We start from the raw sequence: 19,646 nt of genomic DNA, 5'->3' as shown, positions 1-19,646 counted from the left end.
ACGCCCATCACACCGGACACGCATAGCCGTCCAACTCTTTCATGTAGCAAGCCAGTTGCTCAATGAACGCAGTTGTATAGGGCGGCAGTTGTTTATTCTTCAACGTAGCCGCATACCACGTCCGCAGGACCCGATTCTCCGTAATCCAGACCGCCGACAGTTGGCCGGATTGCAGATACGGCCTCACCACCCAGTTGGGCAGTACGGCAACGCCCAGACCAGCCTTCACCATCTCCAGAATAGCTTCGGTCAGGGTAATCTTATACACTTTCGGGGGTCGGCGATGCTTGTAGAGCATCATGAAATTCGAGCTTTCCTCGTCCGGGATGTTGTACATAATGTAATTCTGGTCGGCAAACTCGTCAATCTCAACCCAGCGACGATTGGCCCAGGGATGGTCGGGTGCGACGATGGCGACGAACTCATCCTGAAAAAGCGGAGTATAGCTGAATTTCGGGTTTTCGTCGCCCTCCGTAATGGCTACATCGATTTTGTTTTCTAACAGATGCTGATCAGCGAAGTGAGTAGCGGCTTCCAGTTCAACTTTGACATCCACTTTAGGATAAATCCCCTGAAACTCCCGCAGAAAGCCAGCCAGCCAGTGGTAAGAGGTATAGCACTGGGTGCAAAGTCGTACTTCCCCCGCTTCCTTATCGGTCAGGCACCGGACTTTAGCCCGTATATCGGTCACTTCCTGTAGTATTTTCTCAGCCGCCTGCAGGACTGCCTCGCCCGCCGGGGTCAGCAGCATCTGCTTTTTGTCGCGGATGAAGAGCTGCGTATCGAAATAGCTTTCAATTTCCTTTAACTGATGACTCAAAGCCGACTGAGTCAGAAATAATCGGTCGGCGGCTTTGGTCAGGTTGCCGTGTGCGGCCACCTCTTTTACCATCTGAAGATGCCGGATTTCCATGATGAATATTTCTAATGGTTTGGACAAAAATAATTCGTTTTGCTAATATATGCAAATACCTGACCTTTGTTCCATGATTTCTCAAACGCTTATGCACGTGAGCAATTAGAACATTTTCAAGTGCCTCTAAAGTCAGCAATAACCGGGTCGCAGGGCTGAACAGGGCTAAGTAATTTTGCAAGACAAATCAAGTTAAACTTCTTTTTATCAATTCATTACATCCTTATTTTAAACAACCAAATCCAATGAAAACGATTAACAATTTTTTACGAGTCCTGTTTCTGATTGGCCTGCTATTCACCAGCACGGAGTTAGTAGCCTTGGCTGACAAACCCGATAGTGCGGGTGTAGCGCAGCGGTCTTTCGAGGTTGGTATGTATATGAGTCCTCAATGGAAGATAAATCTGAGAGTAGCCATTCGCCGACCCGAGCGGCTCGTGATTACGGTACGAAACGCTAAAAACATCGTACTGTATCGGGAGTATGTAAGACGGGGATCGACTGGCTACTGGCGGAAGTTCGATTTTGAAGGGTCCGAACCGGGTGTCTATCAGTTCGAGATCAACGACGGTCAGCAAAGCGTTGTTCGTCGGGTCGAGATAGTGGACATTCCGACCATCGACTCCCAGCGCTACATAACCTACGACCAGCAACTGGGTCAATAGCGCTATATATGCTACACTATGCTACACGAAAAAGGCTTTCCCAGTGGGGAAGCCTTTTTTAATTACTGTGCCTGCACTGAAGGTGTTTAGGGTATTTTTTCGATTATCTATGTTTTGATGACAACTGCACTCCAGTATTCGGATGAATCTGCTCCTCCTCAAACTAACCCTTATTCCGGCCGTCATTGCGCTGGTGACACTGGCGATTCGGAAATGGGGGAATAAAATAGGAGGATTGATTGGCAGTATGCCGTGGACTGCCGGACCGATTCTGCTTTTTTTCATTCTTGAACAGGGCAAGGCATTTGGCATTCTATCGATTCGGGGAGCCATGACGGGGATTTTGGCCTTAATCAGCTTTGGCTTCAGCTACTCAGCTTTTTCCCGCAAACTGACCTGGTTCCCTACCCTCCTGCTGTCGTATGGATTCTACACAGCGACCGCTTTGGCTGTTAATTACCTACAGCCAGGTTTAGTAGTGAGTTACGCCCTCGTGATTGGCGTTATCCTGCTGGCGCTGCGGTTTTTTCCGACCCCAACGGCCCAATCTCCCAGCGTTCGGCGGTTACCGTTCGGCATTCCTATCCGAATGCTTGTGGCTACGCTGTTTGTGCTGGTCATCACGGGGTTAGCCAGCGTTTTAGGCCCGAACTGGAGTGGCATTTTAACGCCGTTTCCCATCATGACGTCGGTTCTCGCCATTTTCGCGCATACGCTTCAGGGCAGTAATGCCGCCATCATAACGCTCCGGGGACTGATTATCGGGTTATTGGGTTTCACCACCTTTCTGTTCCTGCAAGCCTTCCTGCTGCCTGAGTTTTCGGTCGGCCTGTCGTTCGGGCTTGCCTTCCTGGTGAACGCGCTCATTAATCTAATTGCCAGCCGGATCTGGTAGCCGACGTTTCCACGCGCGCTATTTTCCTGCTCACCGGTTCACCAACGAATTTTCCCGGTTCATCCGATACACCATTGGGCCGACGCAGGCCAGAGGGCAACTTTGTCGTATCGAAAACAGTAAACAACAACTACAATACGTATGAAACCTGCATCGCTGCGTCTCACCACGCTATCCGTTGCCTTAGCCGCCTTTCTGGTTCTGTCGGCCTGCACAACGCCTGACTCCACCGAAATTAGCCCTGATTCGGGCACGGCCCAAACGGGCGTTGTTTCGGGCCGTGCGCTCGATGGCGCCGGAAAGCCGCTAACCAACGCCAACATCGTCGTCAACAACGCGCAATTTTACAATCACAACATCCTGGGGCAGACCGACGCCAACGGTCGGTACAGCCTTCAGGTAACACCCGGCTCGTGGTACGTGCGTGGCACAGTCAGGACCAAATTCGATAACAAAATCTACGTGCTGGACCTGCATCCCGACACCGATGCGGCCTTCGCTGGCTCCGACGGGGCTGTACGTAACCTGACGCTGAAGGTAGCGGGCGAGCGCACCGGCGAATTCGGGAATGATGGGTATTACGGCGGTCAGGTAGAGGTGTTCACCTGGGGGCTGGCAGCCGAACAGCTAACGCTGACCCTACAACCCGTTGGCACCCTGATTGATGGCTCGACGGGCAGAACCCTTACTACCAAACCCGACCGAATGTACATCGACGATGTGCCGCTGGGCAAATACACCATCACGGCCCGCTTAGGTAATCAATCCCTGCGGGTACGGGTTCGGAATGCCAATCAGGCTTATGGCAACTCGGTAACGGCCAGTTTCGATCCGGCCTATGCCGGGGCCGAAGGTCGCTACAAACTCAATGTTGAGGTGAGCGAATAAGGATTACATCGACAGGCATACCAATTCTCCAGAAAGCTGACGGGGTCTGGTAGGCGGCATAGTTAAAAGTCGCTTCACAGGCGACTTTTGGCGTTTCATAGAATTTGGGTATGGGCGTTCTGCGTTTCTGCCCGTATTTAGTGGGCGAAATACCCCAAAATTGACCAGATACAGGTCTGACAAACAGAGCCTTAACTACATGAACCGGAAACCATCATTTACCATTATTGGCGGGGGCATTGCGGGCCTGAGCATGGCCATTGCCCTGAACCGATTAAACCTACAGACTACCCTTTTTGAATCCGCACCGACCATCCGACCACTGGGGGCAGGATTAGCCCTCGCGGCCAATGCGATCCAGGCGTTTCGGCGCATGGGTATTGCTGATGCGGTTGTGCGGGAGGGGCGGCAACTCGACGCATTCACGGTTCTGGACGAACAGGGGCAGGTCGTTACGCGCACTGACAGCCGGGCCATTAGTCAGCGGTATGGTATTAACAATTTCACTATTCACCGGGCCACCCTGCACAAGGTTCTGCTGGCACAACTTGACCCCAATGGCATCCATACCGGAAAACGGGCGATTCACATAGACCAGCAACCGGCCAGCGTACTGATTCACTTCGATGATGGCACTACCCACCAGACCGACTACCTGCTGGTAGCCGATGGTATTCACTCGGCCATCCGCCAACAGTTGTTGCCCGGTTCGTTACCGCGTTATGCAGGCTACACCTGCTGGCGGGCAGTGGTGTATCGGCCCGGCAATAGCCTGCACGAAGCGACCGAAACCTGGGGCACTCGGGGGCGGGTGGGTATCGTGCCCTTAGCGAACGATCAGGTGTACTGGTTTGCCTGTGTCAATGCACCCGCCCAGGATAAGTCGATGCACCAACTGACAGCCCGTGACCTCGCCAACCGGTTTCGGAGCTATCATGCACCCATACCCGACCTGCTGGCCCAAACGCCGGACGAAAATCTTTTGCTGAACGACATCATCGACCTGAAACCCCTGTCTCGCTACGCCTTTGGCCGGACGTTGCTGCTCGGCGATGCGGCCCACGCCACCACGCCCAACATGGGGCAGGGTGCCTGTCAGGCCATCGAAGATGCGGTTATACTGGCCGATGAACTGGCTAAAAACGGTTCACCCGAAACCGCTTTTGTGGCCTTCGAGCGCCGACGGCTGCAACGCACGCACTACATTACCAACACCTCATGGCGCGTTGGACAGTTAGCTCAAACGACCAGCCCGCTACTGGCAGCCCTCCGCAACGGGCTGTTTCGGCGGCTACCGGCCAGTCTGAATCAGCGGCAGTTGGAGACATTATATCGGGTGGATTTTTGAGCGACATACGAACAGATCGGCGCTTATCAGCGTAATCGTTTGATCGTTATCTTTACTCAAAATGCGCTAAACGCCCTGCCTCTTGAACACCATAAATGACAAATGGCTCCGTATCATCGGTATCACACTGTTATGGGTGCTCAGCATTACCGGTGGTGGTTTGCACCGGCAGCCCCTGACGGGTGATAGTCTGATACGAATGTTGATCAGTTTGCTGTCCATTACGGTCACCTGGCACGTCATTCGCGCCCTGATCGTTTATTTCCGGCAGAAGTATGGGTCGAAGCACCAACTACTCAACCGGCTGCTCTTCACCTTTCTGGCTGGCAGCGTAGTTACCACCCTGATCGTCCTGCTAACGGGGGCGGTGTGGCAGTTAGCTCTATTCGGTACCCTGGCTGCTTACCGAACCAGCCATCCGGCAGGCAGCATCACGGTCAACAAAATGAGCATTGCGCTTAATTTGTATGAGTTCAGCTTTGTGTTCGCCAGCACTACGTTTCTTTTCTTTCAGGTTAGCTACGAAATGCTGTTCTTCGTCCGCAACTCGCTGCTCTATCAGAAACGGCTGAAACAGGCCGAGCAGGAACACGAAAAGCTGCGGACGGCCAATCTGGAAAGCCAGCTTAACGCCCTCAAACAGCAGGTAAACCCGCATTTTCTGTTCAACAGCCTCAACGTGCTGGATTCACTCATCGACGATGACCCCCAACAGGCGCGGGTGTTTCTGGAAGAACTAAGTACCGTATATCGGTACCTGCTGCGGGCCAATGATCAGCACCTGACCGATTTAAGTTCCGAACTGGCCTTCATCAACGCCTATTTTCATCTGCTCAAAACCCGGCATGGGTCGGGGCTAAGCCTGAATGTACTGGTCGACGACCGCTACCAGACCTATCAGCTCCCCCCGCTGACGCTGCAATTGCTGGTTGAAAACGCCGTCAAACACAACATCGTACTGCCCGACCAGCCCCTGACAATTGCCATCCTGACCGACGATCAGCACCGGCTACAGGTGAGCAATAATGTTCAGCGAAAGACCGTGCGGGTGGTTTCCAACGGAATAGGATTAACCAATATTCTGACGAAGTACCAAATGTTAAACAAACCCGCGCCCACCATCCGGGAGGCCGACGGGCAGTTCATCGTGACCCTGTCGTTAATTTAAACAAATACCGTAAGCACCCTGTGAAAGCCCTTAACGACAACCAATTACGAATCATCGGCCCATTCGTCCTGTTTTTGATGGGTACGTTGTTTTTTCGGCTGAACTGGTATCTTGAACTATCCGAAAATAAGTTGATTCGGTCGGATTTGATAGGCCTGACAGCAGGATACGTTTGCTGGCATCTGGCCCGCTGGGTGGCGCTCCGGTTGCAAAAACGTTACCCCGGCTTAGCCAACACCCGCCGACGGCTGCTCTGGATGGCCGTGCTGATGCCCGTATTGGTCAATTTTGCCTGGCTGATTCGGCAACTTGCCCACATCGCCTTCAACAACGCGTCGTACTTAACGCAAACAATACCCAACTATACCTATTCAATTGGTATTCAGATTTTTTACCATTGCGTCTATTTCGTCGTCTACGAGGGGGGATATGTCCTGCGGGCGTGGCAACAGGCCTACGAACAGAACGAACGCCTTAAAAAGAATAAACTACAGCATCAGCTCGACACGCTGAAAAGTCAGATTAACCCGCATTTTCTCTTCAACAGCCTCAACTCGCTGTCGATGCTGATTCACGACAATCCCCGGCAGGCCGAAGCCTTCGTGGACGAAATCAGTAGTGTGTACCGCTACCTGCTCCGGGCCAACGACCAGGAACTAACGACCCTGGGGCGCGAACTGGCCTTCATCAAATCGTATTTTCAACTGCTCAAAACCCGGTACGGCGCGGGCATCGACCTTCACATTGCGGTTGCGGAGCGGCAGTTGGACTGCCGCATGCCCCCCCTGACGCTGCAACTGCTGGTCGAAAACGCCGTCAAACACAATGTTATTTTGCCCGATAGTCCGCTGGTGGTTGAGATTCTGACACGGGGGCCGTTGCTGGTGGTGCAGAACAACCTGCAGCGGAAAAATACGGCGGTACTCTCCAACAAGGTAGGCTTGGCCAACATTGCCACCAAATACCGCCTGCTGGGCCAGCGCGACATTGCCATCCGGGAGGATGCCGGACAATTCGTGGTCACGCTGCCGTTGCTGGCCCATCAACCCGAAACCAACCCCACGCCATGAAATCGTTGCCCGATACCCACCTGCGGTTGCTTGGCCCGGTGGGGCTGTATGTGTTCGTGAGCCTATTTTTTCGGCTGGACCTGTATCTTAAACTTCCCGCCGATGAACGGATGGTCAACGCCTTTATCGCCATCACGGCCGGTATTCTTTGCTGGAATATGGCCCGCTGGGCCGTTCTCCGGGTTCAGCAGCGCTATCCCGGCTTAGCCAACACCCGCCAGCGCCTGGTATGGCTGGCCATGGCCCTGCCGGTATTCGTCAGTTTCGCCTGGCTTCTGCGCCACCTGATCCGCTTTCTGATCGACGGCACATTCCAGTATTACAGCAACGCCGTTGAACTAAGCCGCAACATCGGCATCCAGATTTTCTACCATTTTATTTACTTCGCCATCTATGAGGGCTGGTACATTCTACAGCAATGGCAACGCGAAACCATCGAAACCAATACGCTGGAAAAAGTCTCGCTCCAAAGTCAGCTTACGTCCCTGCAACACCAGGTGAACCCGCACTTTCTGTTCAACAGCCTCAATTCGCTGTCGTCGCTGATTGGCGAGAATCCTGTCCGGGCTGATGCGTTTCTGGACGAACTGACATCCGTTTTCCGGTATCTGCTGCAGGCCAGCGACCGCCATTTAGTGCCACTGCACGACGAGGTGGCCTTTATTCGTTCGTATTTTCACCTGCTCCAAACCCGCTATCGGGCCGGTCTGGTGCTGAAGTTGACCATCGACGAGCCGCACGAAAGCCTGCTCATTCCCCCGCTGACGCTCCAGGTGCTGGTTGAAAATGCGGTGCGCTTCAACGTGATTCTGCCCGAACAGCCGCTGCACGTCAATATTTACACCACGCCCGACCAACGGCTGCACGTAGCCAACACACTCCAGCGCAAGACCCTCCGTGTTGAAACCGCCGGTGCCGGACTAAGCAACTTAGCCACCCGCTTTGAGTTGCTGAATGAAGGCGAGCTGGTGATTGAGGAGCAGCCAGGCTGGTTCGTCGTCAGTTTACCGCTAATGAGTGAAGGGCGGGTTGTGGAAACTACCTAAATGAATAGTTAATGATGAATAGTGCAGCTCACCACACCGGAATGCCAGGCCAGTGAAAATTATCCATTATCCATTATCCATTATCGATTCCTATATCGTTTCACTCCCAGTTTTTTCCGGTTCATGCAGGTTAGCCTTGATTGCCAGCGGGCGATGAATGACTTTTAGGTCAGTCAATCACGAACCTCCTTTTATCCTGTGAAAATTCTCGAACTCGACCTCTATACCGCCAACCTTGAGACCACGCGGCTCTTCTACGTCCGTCGATTGGGCTTACCCATGTTGTCTCACTCGCCTACCCACCTGACCGTGCTGATCGGCTGGACCCGGCTAACGTTCCGGCTGATTGACCAGCCGGTAGCGCCCTACCACCTCGCCATCAACGTACCACGCGGATCGCTGGAAGTACTCATGTACTATTTTGATCTGGACTACCTGCCTACCCAACCGTCGGGCGTGGATGCGCCCACAAAAACGATAGCCGACTTTCCTAACTGGCGGGCCAAAGCCTGCTATTTCCAGGATGCTGCGGGAAATCTGCTTGAGTTTATCGCCCGCACAGACCTGAATCTGGACGACCCGAACCTGACACTCACGGACCTGTTTCAGGGTGTCAGTGAGATTGGTATCGCCACGGAGGACGTAACCGGCACAACCGACCAAATTCAGCGACGATTTGGCGTTAAGCAGTTCGCCAAAACCACGCCTGCACCGAATTTTAACGCCCTCGGCGACGACAACGGGCTGTTCATCCTGGCGCGGGTGGGCCGCAACTGGCTGTTTTCCAACATACCCGCCGGCCTGAACTACTGCCGGGTCCAATTCACGAACGAGGCCAATGGCGAGGTGCAGGAGTTGTATTCGTATGAAATCAATCGGTTGCCGATTGGGAAAGGCTATACCGACACATGCACGCAGGAGGACATTCATCACCTTGAGGCTCCTGTCTGGTAAGCGTTCTTCGTTATTGGGTTGTTCGTCTGCACGCCATCCTTATCTACCAGAAACTCGTCTCTACAGCCAATAAATTACCCCAGTACTGACAACGCTTCCAGTACTGGGGTAATTTATTGGCTGTTGTGCAGGTAGTGAATTTGGTGCAACGCGGAGGTAAACCCGCACTGTTTAGCCTGAAGCTGCGGGTTTACCTCCGCGTTGCACTAAATCCACTACTCCGTTATGGTCAGGCGGCAACAAGCGTCCGCTCATGCGCTGTCATTACTTCTGCAATGTAGCGTTCGCACAGCCGCAGGGTGTCATATTGGGTGAACTCGGCGGCTAATCGTTCCACATTACGCTGATACTGCCGGTTGTTCAGAGCCTGCTCTACACCCTGACGGATGCGGCTGACTTTAGGCGTTTCGGTATTCAGCCTGACGGCCAGCCCGAAGTAGCCTAAGCGGGCAGCAATTTCGTTTTTACCCTCATGCACGCCCGCCACAACCATTGGCAGGCCATTCTGGATACTTAACAACACCCCGCCATAGCCCCCGTTGGTAACAAACACATCGGCGAAGGGCATCACCGAATTAAAGTCGATGAAGTCTTCGATAAGGACATGAGCCTGTGGGTAGCGCTGGCGCAGTTCGGCGGTTTGTGAGCCACCCGTTGTGACGATAACCAGTGTTGACGCATCGTTTTTGAAGGCTTCGAGCGTAGGAACGATAATTTTTTCGGGATTGCGCTCGACGGTGCCCTGGGTAACGAGTACGACGCGCCGGTACTGTTTGGTTAAGGCTACATGCCGGAAGGGATGCTTCACGCCCGAACTGTGGGGCAGCAATGGCCCAACAAAGCGCACATTCTCGCTCATGTCGGAGCGCATGTACTCGAAGTTCGGTGTGCCGCTCTGAAGATACAGATCCGCATGTTGAACCGCAATATCGAAGACGAGTTCTTTCTCCGGCGGCAAGCCGAACTGGCTAATCACCTGATTATATACCTGCGTAGGCCCGCGCATCGTGTAGCTGATTACGGCCCGGAGCACGTCCTGTATTTTTCTGCCGATCCAGGAAGTCGACGGTGTCATACCGAGGCCGTTGGGGGGCAGGTCGCGGGAGGTTTGGGGCAGCGGTATAATGCCCATCACCACCACCGGCACCCCGAACGCATGACGCATGACCGACACGGCCGAAAAGCCCACATCGCACACGACCATGTCGAAGGCAAACGCCTGCACTACGGCCTTCAGGTCGGCCATGTAGTCCTGAATGGGCAGCACAAACACGTTGTTAATGTCGAACTTGATGCGGGCCAGTGCGCCTTTGATCCGGGCGCGTTCGGGAAACAGTTCATCTAAGTTCTCCTGGTTGATAACGCGGGCCTGTTGAAAGCGAAAAGCTGGAATGCCCAGCCGTTCGGCCCGGTCGGCGTAGGTCCCGCCGGTGTACCAGCGTACATCGTGGCCCTGCTGTTTGAGGTGAACGGCCAGGCCGGTCAGGGGATTGAAATGCCCATCCATGGGCATAGTGGCGAAAAGAATTTTACGCGGTGTCATCGTCTTTGTTGTTTATCTGTTCAAGAAAGGTTTAGGCAAAAGTGGCCCTGCCCCCGCTGCTTAGCCAATCACGGGAGCGACGAAACCGCATTTGTTCGACCTGAACCGAACGAACCCCCGTATAGAATGAAGCTGTATTTGCTGATCTGATCAGTTTCAGGTTTCAGTCGGACCAACCGGCGATCCGGCTGAAACCTGAAACAGCAAACCTGGAACTATATCACTGGCGGTTGATAACCCATTTTCAGCACTTCGCTGGCTGCTTCTGCCGGTTCGTCCGTTCACGCCTTTCAAAGCGGGCGTCAACCTCCCAATTTTGACCCGGCAACCGACTCTGACTTGCCTTTCTCTTTTTCGCTAAACAACATACTCATGAAAACGAACTCATTTACCTCACCCCGCAATCTGGCCATTTGCCTGTTGGGCCTCCTGCTGTCGACCGCAGCCTGTAAGAAAGATACCGATGGTGTAACGCCCGTCAACAACGACGACACACCCGTCTTCGTGGACAAGAACCTCAGGATTAGCGCCGTAACCTCCGACCCGCTCATTGACCTCGACGGCGACGGCAAAGTTGACAAAGACTTGTTAGCCTTCCTTCGCCCCTGCGACACCGACAATATCGTTCGCTTTGAAAAAGGCGGCCGGCTATCGGGCAACGACGGTGCCCTGAAGTGTAGCGATGGCAACACGGATACCAACGAAACCACACCCGGCAAATGGACCTATAATGCCAACACGCATATTCTCCGCCTGATAACCGGACCTAACGAAAACGTTGCCGAATGGGAAATTCTGGAAGCCTCGGCGACCGGCTTAAAAGCAAAAGTTAGTACGCAGGATAGCAACGACCCGCTCAAACTCATCATGACCTGGAAGGTGCAGTAAGCCTGAACTGGCAGAGGTAAAAAAAAGTTAGTAGTTTGTGGTTGGCGGACGCAATTGTGCGTCCGCCAACCACAAACTACTAACTTTTTCTATGCCCCAGATTCGTCAGCTTACCACGTACCTTGAAGCATTCGCGCCCCTCGTCTATCAGGAAGCTTACGATAACGCGGGCCTGATCACGGGCGACCCAGCCACCGAAATCACGGGTGTTCTGGTCACGCTCGACGCTACCGAAGCCGTTGTGGATGAGGCCATTGCCAAAGGCTGCAACGTAATTGTAGCGCATCACCCGATTGTTTTTAAGGGACTGAAAAAACTGAACGGAAAGAACTACGTGGAGCGCACGGTAATCAAAGCCATCAAAAACGATGTAGCCATCTATGCCGCCCACACCAACTTAGACAATGTGGCCGGGGGAGTTAATTTCAAAATCGCGGAAAGGCTACAGTTGCAAAAGGTTCGGGTGCTGGCCCCTAAAACACAGGTACTGACCAAATTAGTCACGTTTGTACCGCTGTCTCATACGCAGGCCGTGCTCGATACGCTGCACGAAGCCGGAGCCGGGAGCATCGGAAAGTACAGCCGGGCAAGTTTCCGGGTCGAAGGAACGGGTGCCTACCAGGCCGGGCCGGGCGCCAATCCAGTCATGGGCGAAGTTGGCGACTACCATCGGGAGCCGGAGCACCGGATTGAAGTGATTCTCCCCTCGCACGCGAAGCAGACCGTTTTAGCGGCCCTTTGGCAGGCTCACCCCTACGAAGAAGTGGCCTATGACCTCTACACGCTCGATAACCAGAACCCCGATGTTGGGTCGGGCGCAGTAGGTGAGTTGCCGGAGCCGATGGATGGCCCGTCGTGGCTTTCGTATCTGAAAGAGGCCATGCATTTACATCTGATTCGCTACACATCGTTCCCCCACCGCCCAATCCGGCGTGTGGCCGTGTGCGGGGGCGTGGGAAGTTTCCTATTGCCGGATGCCATCCGGGCCGGGGCCGACGTATTCGTAACCGCTGATTACAAGTATCACGAATTTTTCGATGCCGACGGGCGCATTAGTATCTGCGACATTGGGCACTATGAGAGCGAAGTCTTCACGAAAGAGTTGATATGCGGACATTTGGCAAAAAAATTCACTACTTTTGCGGTAATTTTATCAGAAACCGACACAAATCCGGTACGATATTTTTAATGAATACTGTATAATGAAACTTGTATAATGACTGATGCGCGGCAGTAACTTCCTGTTTTTCAATAGCTTAGTTCAGTCTCCATTAGGCATCAACTACCGTTCGTTATCCATTGTCCATTATGCATTATACATTTTATATTAACACAACTTCCGAATGGAACTGACGATTGCGCAGAAATTAGACGCCCTTCTCAAACTACAATCTCTTGATTCTCAGTTAGATGAACTCATAAAAATTCGGGGTGGTCTACCTGAAGAAGTCCGTGACCTCGAAGACGACATTGCTGGTTTTGAAACCCGGATTGGCAAGTTTCAGAGCGAAATCAAGACGCTGGAAGAAGAAATCGAGCACAATCGTGTAGCGAAGAAAGATGCTGAAAAGCTGATCACCAAGTATAAAGATCAGCAAATGAACGTCCGCAATAACCGCGAGTTCGACGCTATCTCAAAAGAAATTGAGCTGCAAACCCTTGAAATCGAACTGGTTGAGAAACGAGCCAACGAATCGCAGTTTCGGGTGCGGGGCAAAGAAGAGGAGATTAAAACAACGCAGGCCGCGCTGAACGAACGCCGGGAAGACCTGAAAGCCAAACGGCAGGAACTGGACCAGATCACATCGGAAAGCCAGGAAGAAGAGAAAGAAATTATTAAAAAGCGCGATATTCAGGCCACTACGATTGAGACGCGTTTGTTGAATTCCTACAACAAAATTCGCAGCAACGCGCTCAATGGGCTGGCCGTTGTGGTGGTCAAACGCGGAGCCTGCGGAGGTTGCTTCAATGTGGTGCCGCCCCAGCGTCAGGCCGATATTAAAGACAAAAAGAAAATTATTGTCTGCGAACACTGTGGTCGGGTTTTAGCCGATGTGGAAGGCGTTCCCGAACCAGCCCCAACGGGTCGTGGGCGGTAGAGCAATAACTTAGATCAGCGGGTTGAAACCCGACGCAATCCATGAAGAGCTTTTTTACAAAAACACCGGGTTTCAACCCGGTGTTTTTGTTTATATTTCTGCTCATACCACTGTTAGGCCATGCCCAGGATTTCGTCTGGACACCGGGTCTGCAGCGGGCCTATGCCGACCTGCAAAAGCTGAAGATTCAGTCGGCCCGCCAACAGATGATGGGCGAATCGCCGGCAAACGGCGTGCATATTTTTCTGGATGACTACGCCGACATGCTCACCCTCGTCACCTCCGACGACGACCAGGCCTTTGCCACCCTGAGCGACCGGGAAGACGACCGGCTCGATGCGCTGAAAAAATTAGACGATACCTCGCCCTGGCAACGTTTGCTGCTGGCTGAAGTGCGGTTGCACTGGGCGTTTGTCAAACTGAAATTCGGGAAAGAAGTTAGTGCGAGCTGGGATGTTATTCGGGCGTATAAGCTACTGGCAGAAAATCAAAAACGATTTCCCGATTTCGGGCCGACTTACAAATCGCTGGGGACGCTGCACGTCATGATTGGCTCTGTACCTGACAATTACGGGTGGGTGGCTACTCTGCTGGGGTTACATGGGAATGTTCGGCAGGGGCAACAGGAATTGCAACGGGCGCAGCAACACCCGACCTTCCGGCTCGAGAGCCAACTCATCGACCTGATGGTGCGGGCGTATGTGCTCAACTTCACCGATGCCGACGGGCAATCCCTGCAGAAGCTGGTGAAGGAAAACCCCGACAACCTGCTGCTGCATTTCTTTGGGGCCACCATTGAGCAAAAAAATGGCCATAGTGAGCAGGCCCTTACCTACCTGAAAAGTCGGCCTGCCGGTTCGGCCTATCAGCCATTGCCGGTTATCGAAAATATTCTGGGCGACATTTATCTGCAAAAAGGCCAGTATGCTACAGCCATTACTCATTTCGGGCAATTTCTGACGCTGTACAAAGGCCAGAATTTCCTGAAAGACACCTACTACAAACTCTTTCTGTGCCATTGGCTGTCTACCGACCGGAATGACGCGCAGGCACGACCCTTTCTGCAAAAAGTACTGGTAGTCGGGCGAACAACGGTCGAGTCGGATAAGGCTGCCCAGAAGTTTGCCGAAGCCTATCTGAAAAAGGGAGCACTGCCCAATCAAAAGCTATTGATGCGGGCACGGCTGGCGTCGGATGGCGGCTTTACGGATAGCGCGCTGGTTTACCTTCGCCCGTATACAGAGCGTAACTTTTCGCTTACCGCCGAGAAAGCCGAGTACACGTATCGCATGGGCCGAATCTACCAGCGTCGGAACGAACCCGACGCAGCCATTCCTTACCTCAGCCGGGCGCTTGCCCTCAGCGAGCCGGATCAGCTTTCCTTCGGGGCTACGGCGGCTTTACAGTTGGGCTATATTTACCAACAAAAAAACGACCGGGCGCTCGCCCGGTCGTTTTTTCGGAAAGCCCTGAGTTTCAAACACCACGAGTACAAAAACAGCGTAGACAACAAGGCGCGGGCGGGGCTGAGTCAATTGTAAGGAACCAAAACCATATGCCATATCTTGGAGATATGGCATATGGTTTTGGTTCCTTACAATTGACTTAAGCCTCAATAATCAACTCACTGATCGACATTGACTCATTGCAATTTTGATGAAAATATTGATAAGCTTCACTCCCACCAAACCAATCAAGCACCTGATGTTTCATTAACCGGGTCGGATTTGGCTTCATCATTTTGGAATATGAACTGTACGGATACTCGGTGAAGTCAGAACAGATACCATGCGTTTGCGGATTGTGGTGAATATAAGCAATGAGCGTTGTGAGGTAATTGTCTGAATCAACAAGTTTACGCCTGAAATTCTTTTCAAAAATGCTGCCAGTGCGCTCTTGCTGAACCTTTATAGATTTAGCATAAGATACAAAGAAGCGTCGAAATTGCTCGCTGATGATACGCTCTGGTGATGTAATTAACTCCGTACCATGCTGAAGTGTCTGATATGTTTTAGGTAGGTCAACAAAATTTTTGACCCGTACTAACAAGTGGAAATGATTTGGCAATAAGCAAAAGGTATATGTCTCTAAATAAGCACTCAGGTAAAAATCATACTTCTGCAAAAAGTACTGATAGTTTCGGTGTTGATAAAAGAGATTATCCCCATTATTACCTCGATTATAGATGTGATAAAAGCTCTCTTCCAGCAACGGCGGATAATATTGTTGACGATGCGATAGCATACTGGTGTTTTTGTCGATAATCTACTAAAAAATGGCGACATACGCCATATCTTGGAGATATGGCGTATGTCGCCATTTTTTAGTAGATTATACGTCTCTACGCCAGCGCAGCCACACCCGGCAGCACCTTCCCTTCCATGTACTCCAGTAGTGCACCGCCCCCCGTTGAGACGTAGCTAACGCGGTCGCCGTAGCCAGCCTGATTGATGGCCGACGCCGAGTCGCCCCCGCCAATGAGCGAGAACGCGCCGTTTTCTTCGGTGGCTTTCACCACTGCTTCGGCAATGGCGTTGGTGCCGGTGGCGAAGTTTTCAAACTCAAAGACACCCATCGGGCCATTCCAGAGAATGGTTTTTGACTGCATAACAATAGCCTTGAAATTCTCGATGGTTTCGGGGCCGATGTCCAGGCCCTGCCAGCCATCGGGAATCTGGCCGGTCGGAACGACCTGCCGGTTAGCATCGTTCGAAAACGAGTCGGCGCAGAGGTTATCGACAGGCATGTAAATTTTTACGCCTTTGGCTTCCGCTTTTTTCAGCAACTCAAGGGCCAGTTCCTGTTTGTCGGCTTCGAGGAGTGAGTTCCCGATTTGGCCACCCTGGGCTTTGGTGAAGGTGTAGGTCATGCCTCCGCCAATGATGAGGTTGTCCACGTTGTCGAGCAACTTCTCGATAATCAGGATTTTATCGGAGATTTTAGCCCCGCCCATAATCGCCGTAAACGGCCGCTGGGCATCTTCCAGAATCTTTTTAGCGTTTTCCAACTCAGCCTGCATCACATAACCCGAAACCCGGTCGGTGAGGAATTGCCCCATCACGGCGGTGCTGGCATGGGCGCGGTGGGCCGTTCCGAAGGCATCATTTACCCAGACATTACCGAGTTTGGCGAGTTTTTCGGCGAACGCCACATCCCCTTTTTCTTCTTCCTTGTAGAAACGAAGGTTTTCGAGCAGCAGAATTTCGCCCGGTTGCAGGCTGGCTGCGAGGTCGATAGCCGACTGACCAATGCAGTCATCGGCAAATTTCACCTCGCGGCCAAAAGCTTCTTTCAGCGCAGGCAGCAGGTGTTTGAGCGAATACTTTTCTTCGGGACCACCCTTTGGCCGACCCAGATGCGACATCAGAATGGCCGAACCGCCATCGTTCACGATTTTCAGGATGGTCGGAATTGTGGCTTTGATTCGGGTATCGTCGGTGATGGTATATTGGTTGTCGAGGGGGACGTTAAAATCGACCCGAACGAGGGCTTTTTTCCCGGCAAAATTGTAGGCATCTACGGTTTTCATGCGACGGCGTATGGTCGTTGGTTTGCGGGGTCAAACTTAGCGGTTTTTCGGCAGACGCGAAACGTGAAGTTTATCGGCAATACTCACGGGTTAGCAATCCGCGATGTCGTAAAACGAGCAATCTGGTCGAAGTCAACGTCGTTATGCAGGATGGGAAGGTCGTTATTCGGAGTTTCGTCAGTACGCATCTGTTCCAAATCACCATCCCACTGGACTTTACCAAATAAGGACAGCAAATCTAAGCGTGCCTGTCGCTCAACGTATTCCTGCAAAGCCAGTTCAACAATCGCCTTCTTCGTTTTTTAACTGACTAAATTCTAATGCTCTCTGAAGCAGTTTATCATCAATATCAATGTTGGTTCGCATGATATTTTGTAGCTATACACAAATATAATCGTTTTTATACACATCAATAGTTTCCTTCGCTGCCAGCACCACCGAACGTGCCACCCCCGAATCGGAGGTCATCTTTCGGCCCATGAGATGCCCCGGCGGTGGCCTGGATAGCGGCAATGGTGGCCATATTTATAAAAAACTCGTTTGGCGAATCGTCGTCCGGGGCATCGGTGAAGCCGTGTTTGGGTTGGGTTAAATACCGAATGCCGAAAACGGCGATGCCAATCAAAATCAGCCCGCCAAGCGTCAGGGCGACGTTGAGGGGCACCAATGCCGTGTACTCGTGCAGGGTAGCAACGGCAGCAATCAGGCCCAGCGCACCCAGAATAAGCAACATCCGGTTTTTCTTCATCAATCCCTGCCACAGGTAAATGGCTGGAATGGCAAACGTCAGCAGCCAGAACAGGGCGGGGAGCGCAATTTCGGGCGCACCCGTATTGACCGAAACACCCGGCTGGGCGTCGAGCAGCACGCCATTCAGCTCACGCACGACAAAGTAGTTGCCGCTGGCGGCCAGCACAATCAACGCAATCCATTGTACCAGATTCAGGGGGTCAGTATAATAAAGCGGTTCCGGCTTATTTTTCAGGATTTGTTTCGCCAGCACATACAGCCCCCCTGAAACGCCCATCATCACAAACGGAAGCGCGTCTTTCCCCCAGCTAATATCCAGCAGGCTATCGAAAACGAAGGCGTAGAACGTAGCCAGGGCAGAAAACGCGATGAGTGTATCGCCATAGTACCACAGAACCAGCAACAGAACCGGCAAGGTCAGCAAACAGTGTATGGCCACGGAGAGACCATCAGGCAGTAGCTGATTGACGCCAAACGCCAGCAGTCCGGCCATCGTAACCACAAACGCATTGTCGATACCGTTTCGGTAGAGAAGCCGCCGATTAATGAGCAGCCGACCCACCAAACCCACGGCAATGCCCGACGCAATGTTGAACACGCCATAGCCCGTCTGCGATTCTAAAGCAGACCAGAATAGACTGGCAGGCAGGAGATAACAAGCCAGAATGGCAACGGTCGTAAACAGAAACAGGCCAATTTCGAGAAAGCCGTTTGTTTGTCTGAACTCAACCGGATACGCCTTCCGCACAGCCGCTATCTGCTCATCGGACAGCACCTGTTGCCGGTGCCACCGCTCGGATTGCTCCAAAACACTGCGGTTATAAATCCATTGCTCGTTATAGGCTTTCATAACTAAGAGCGAAAGAGTGAAAGAGGGGACGCTGAGTAGTGAGTGGGCTAAGCATGTTTATTTTCTGTACTTCGTTTCGGTAGCTGACTCATCAAATAATACACAACGGCAATGCCCGTGACGATAAAGTACCAATAATACAGGTCGTCGCCATCGGGGCGCAGGTAGTGAAAAAATAGGTAAGTGAAGCCAATATAGCCATACACCACACTCATCAGCAGAAACACGAGCGACTGGTCGCGTCGGGCGTATCGATCAAAGGCGAAACAGGTCATGGCTAACCCTACAGCAAATACCAAACGAAGTTCGTCAAAATTGAACAGACCGCCCAGCAACGCGATTAAGAGCAGATTGCCCGCCATTGTCAGATACGTGTAGGTGAAGTGGGATTTTATTTCCTTCCGCTCCAGGGCTAAACTCACGCCAATCAGCACGAGCGCCAGCCCAATCGCGGAGAAGACCGTTACCTGGTCGAAAAAATTGGTTTTAACATATAGTTCGAGCGGGCGAACCGTAACGCCTACCCACGAAATCAGGGCCGTCAGCGCCATGCCCAACACGCCCCGGTGGTCAAACCGATACGCCAGAGGAAGAAATAATAAGGCGGGCAACAGCGTGACCAAACCATACCGATTCCCAAACACGTTATAGGCATACTGAGCGTAGCCTTCGAGGGTCAGAAACAACAGACAGGCCAGAATTAAGGCATAATCACCAAAAGTGGAACGACTCTTGGTCTGGGCCGTTGTCCACTCCGGCCGGTACCGCCAGGCGAACCAGAAACAACCAGCACAGGCCACCGCAATGGCCGTCAGCAACGCTCCGTGCCCAATTCGGTCGAAGTTATCATACACCAGCAGCGCCAGGCCCGAACTGAGCAGCAGGATGCCGGCATAGAGCATTGACCGGAGTTCCCAATGAATGGAGAATGGTCTTGCCTGCTCAATTTGGGCGATTTTGACTTGTTGCCCGGCAGGCAAAATACCCTGCTTATGCAACTCATTCAGAACGTCATTTGGGGACATAAACGGTTGTTTTTT

General features: G+C 52.4%; 20 protein-coding genes. 12 read left to right on the top strand and 8 right to left on the bottom strand.

Going from position 1 to position 19,646, the window contains the following annotated elements:
- Positions 1 to 7 precede the first annotated feature (7 nt).
- Positions 8 to 913 (bottom strand): LysR family transcriptional regulator, encoded by a 906-nt coding sequence (locus tag ACYVI1_RS14480; RefSeq protein ID WP_460911317.1) that lies wholly within the window; start codon positions 911 to 913, stop codon positions 8 to 10.
- A 245-nt stretch (positions 914 to 1,158) separates the two neighbouring features.
- Between ACYVI1_RS14480 and ACYVI1_RS14475 the strand changes: the two genes are divergently transcribed.
- The 8 genes from ACYVI1_RS14475 (at position 1,159) to ACYVI1_RS14440 (ending at position 8,947) form a co-directional block, all read left to right on the top strand.
- Complete coding sequence (locus ACYVI1_RS14475) at positions 1,159 to 1,578, top strand: hypothetical protein (protein ID WP_460911316.1); 420 nt, start codon at positions 1,159 to 1,161, stop codon at positions 1,576 to 1,578.
- Positions 1,579 to 1,720: 142 nt separating this feature from the next.
- Positions 1,721 to 2,473 carry a hypothetical protein gene (locus tag ACYVI1_RS14470; protein WP_460911315.1) on the top strand — a complete coding sequence of 251 codons (753 nt, stop codon included), beginning with the start codon at positions 1,721 to 1,723 and terminating at the stop codon, positions 2,471 to 2,473.
- Positions 2,474 to 2,614: 141 nt separating this feature from the next.
- The gene (locus ACYVI1_RS14465; RefSeq protein ID WP_460911314.1) at positions 2,615 to 3,361 is read left to right on the top strand and encodes a hypothetical protein; all 747 of its coding nucleotides are present in this window, start codon (positions 2,615 to 2,617) and stop codon (positions 3,359 to 3,361) included.
- Between the two features lie 46 nt (positions 3,362 to 3,407).
- The gene (locus ACYVI1_RS14460; protein ID WP_460911759.1) at positions 3,408 to 4,709 is read left to right on the top strand and encodes an FAD-dependent monooxygenase; all 1,302 of its coding nucleotides are present in this window, start codon (positions 3,408 to 3,410) and stop codon (positions 4,707 to 4,709) included.
- A gap of 82 nt (positions 4,710 to 4,791) precedes the next feature.
- Complete coding sequence (locus tag ACYVI1_RS14455; protein WP_460911313.1) at positions 4,792 to 5,877, top strand: sensor histidine kinase; 1,086 nt, start codon at positions 4,792 to 4,794, stop codon at positions 5,875 to 5,877.
- 20 nt (positions 5,878 to 5,897) lie between these two features.
- Positions 5,898 to 6,947: a sensor histidine kinase gene (locus ACYVI1_RS14450; RefSeq protein WP_460911312.1), complete on the top strand. Its 1,050-nt coding sequence runs from the start codon at positions 5,898 to 5,900 to the stop codon at positions 6,945 to 6,947.
- A complete protein-coding gene (locus tag ACYVI1_RS14445) occupies positions 6,944 to 7,993 on the top strand; it encodes a sensor histidine kinase (protein WP_460911311.1) in 1,050 nt (349 codons plus the stop codon). The genes ACYVI1_RS14450 and ACYVI1_RS14445 overlap by 4 nt, the downstream gene beginning before the upstream one ends.
- A gap of 198 nt (positions 7,994 to 8,191) precedes the next feature.
- Positions 8,192 to 8,947, top strand: coding sequence for a VOC family protein (locus ACYVI1_RS14440; protein WP_460911310.1), 756 nt, complete (start codon positions 8,192 to 8,194; stop codon positions 8,945 to 8,947).
- A gap of 229 nt (positions 8,948 to 9,176) precedes the next feature.
- Here the strand turns inward: ACYVI1_RS14440 and ACYVI1_RS14435 are convergent, their stop codons facing one another.
- Positions 9,177 to 10,490, bottom strand: a complete 1,314-nt coding sequence (locus tag ACYVI1_RS14435; protein WP_460911309.1) for a glycosyltransferase — start codon at positions 10,488 to 10,490, stop codon at positions 9,177 to 9,179.
- Positions 10,491 to 10,862: 372 nt separating this feature from the next.
- On the opposite strand from ACYVI1_RS14435, the gene ACYVI1_RS14430 reads away from it, so the two are divergent.
- The 4 genes from ACYVI1_RS14430 to ACYVI1_RS14415 all read left to right on the top strand — a co-directional run bounded on the left by ACYVI1_RS14430 (position 10,863) and on the right by ACYVI1_RS14415 (position 15,018).
- Positions 10,863 to 11,378 (top strand): hypothetical protein, encoded by a 516-nt coding sequence (locus tag ACYVI1_RS14430; protein ID WP_460911308.1) that lies wholly within the window; start codon positions 10,863 to 10,865, stop codon positions 11,376 to 11,378.
- Positions 11,379 to 11,469: 91 nt separating this feature from the next.
- A complete protein-coding gene (locus tag ACYVI1_RS14425; RefSeq protein WP_460911307.1) occupies positions 11,470 to 12,567 on the top strand; it encodes a Nif3-like dinuclear metal center hexameric protein in 1,098 nt (365 codons plus the stop codon).
- Between the two features lie 154 nt (positions 12,568 to 12,721).
- Positions 12,722 to 13,477: a zinc ribbon domain-containing protein gene (locus tag ACYVI1_RS14420; RefSeq protein ID WP_460911306.1), complete on the top strand. Its 756-nt coding sequence runs from the start codon at positions 12,722 to 12,724 to the stop codon at positions 13,475 to 13,477.
- A gap of 41 nt (positions 13,478 to 13,518) precedes the next feature.
- On the top strand, positions 13,519 to 15,018 hold the full coding sequence (locus ACYVI1_RS14415) for a tetratricopeptide repeat protein (protein ID WP_460911305.1): 1,500 nt from the start codon (positions 13,519 to 13,521) through the stop codon (positions 15,016 to 15,018).
- A 64-nt stretch (positions 15,019 to 15,082) separates the two neighbouring features.
- Here ACYVI1_RS14415 and ACYVI1_RS14410 read toward each other — a convergent pair whose 3' ends face one another.
- From ACYVI1_RS14410 to ACYVI1_RS14385, 6 genes are all read right to left on the bottom strand, one after another.
- On the bottom strand, positions 15,083 to 15,721 hold the full coding sequence (locus ACYVI1_RS14410; protein ID WP_460911304.1) for a transposase: 639 nt from the start codon (positions 15,719 to 15,721) through the stop codon (positions 15,083 to 15,085).
- 97 nt (positions 15,722 to 15,818) lie between these two features.
- A complete protein-coding gene (locus ACYVI1_RS14405) occupies positions 15,819 to 17,006 on the bottom strand; it encodes a phosphoglycerate kinase (protein WP_460911303.1) in 1,188 nt (395 codons plus the stop codon).
- A gap of 83 nt (positions 17,007 to 17,089) precedes the next feature.
- Positions 17,090 to 17,278 (bottom strand): hypothetical protein, encoded by a 189-nt coding sequence (locus ACYVI1_RS14400; RefSeq protein WP_460911302.1) that lies wholly within the window; start codon positions 17,276 to 17,278, stop codon positions 17,090 to 17,092.
- Between the two features lie 7 nt (positions 17,279 to 17,285).
- Complete coding sequence (locus ACYVI1_RS14395) at positions 17,286 to 17,372, bottom strand: type II toxin-antitoxin system VapB family antitoxin (RefSeq protein WP_460911758.1); 87 nt, start codon at positions 17,370 to 17,372, stop codon at positions 17,286 to 17,288.
- Positions 17,373 to 17,415: 43 nt separating this feature from the next.
- The gene (locus tag ACYVI1_RS14390; RefSeq protein ID WP_460911301.1) at positions 17,416 to 18,606 is read right to left on the bottom strand and encodes a hypothetical protein; all 1,191 of its coding nucleotides are present in this window, start codon (positions 18,604 to 18,606) and stop codon (positions 17,416 to 17,418) included.
- A 47-nt stretch (positions 18,607 to 18,653) separates the two neighbouring features.
- Complete coding sequence (locus tag ACYVI1_RS14385; protein ID WP_460911300.1) at positions 18,654 to 19,631, bottom strand: DUF2157 domain-containing protein; 978 nt, start codon at positions 19,629 to 19,631, stop codon at positions 18,654 to 18,656.
- Between the last annotated feature and the right edge of the window lie 15 nt (positions 19,632 to 19,646).

It is taken from the genome of Spirosoma areae, assembly GCF_054781775.1.
This window is presented reverse-complemented; position numbering and strand designations above follow the sequence as displayed.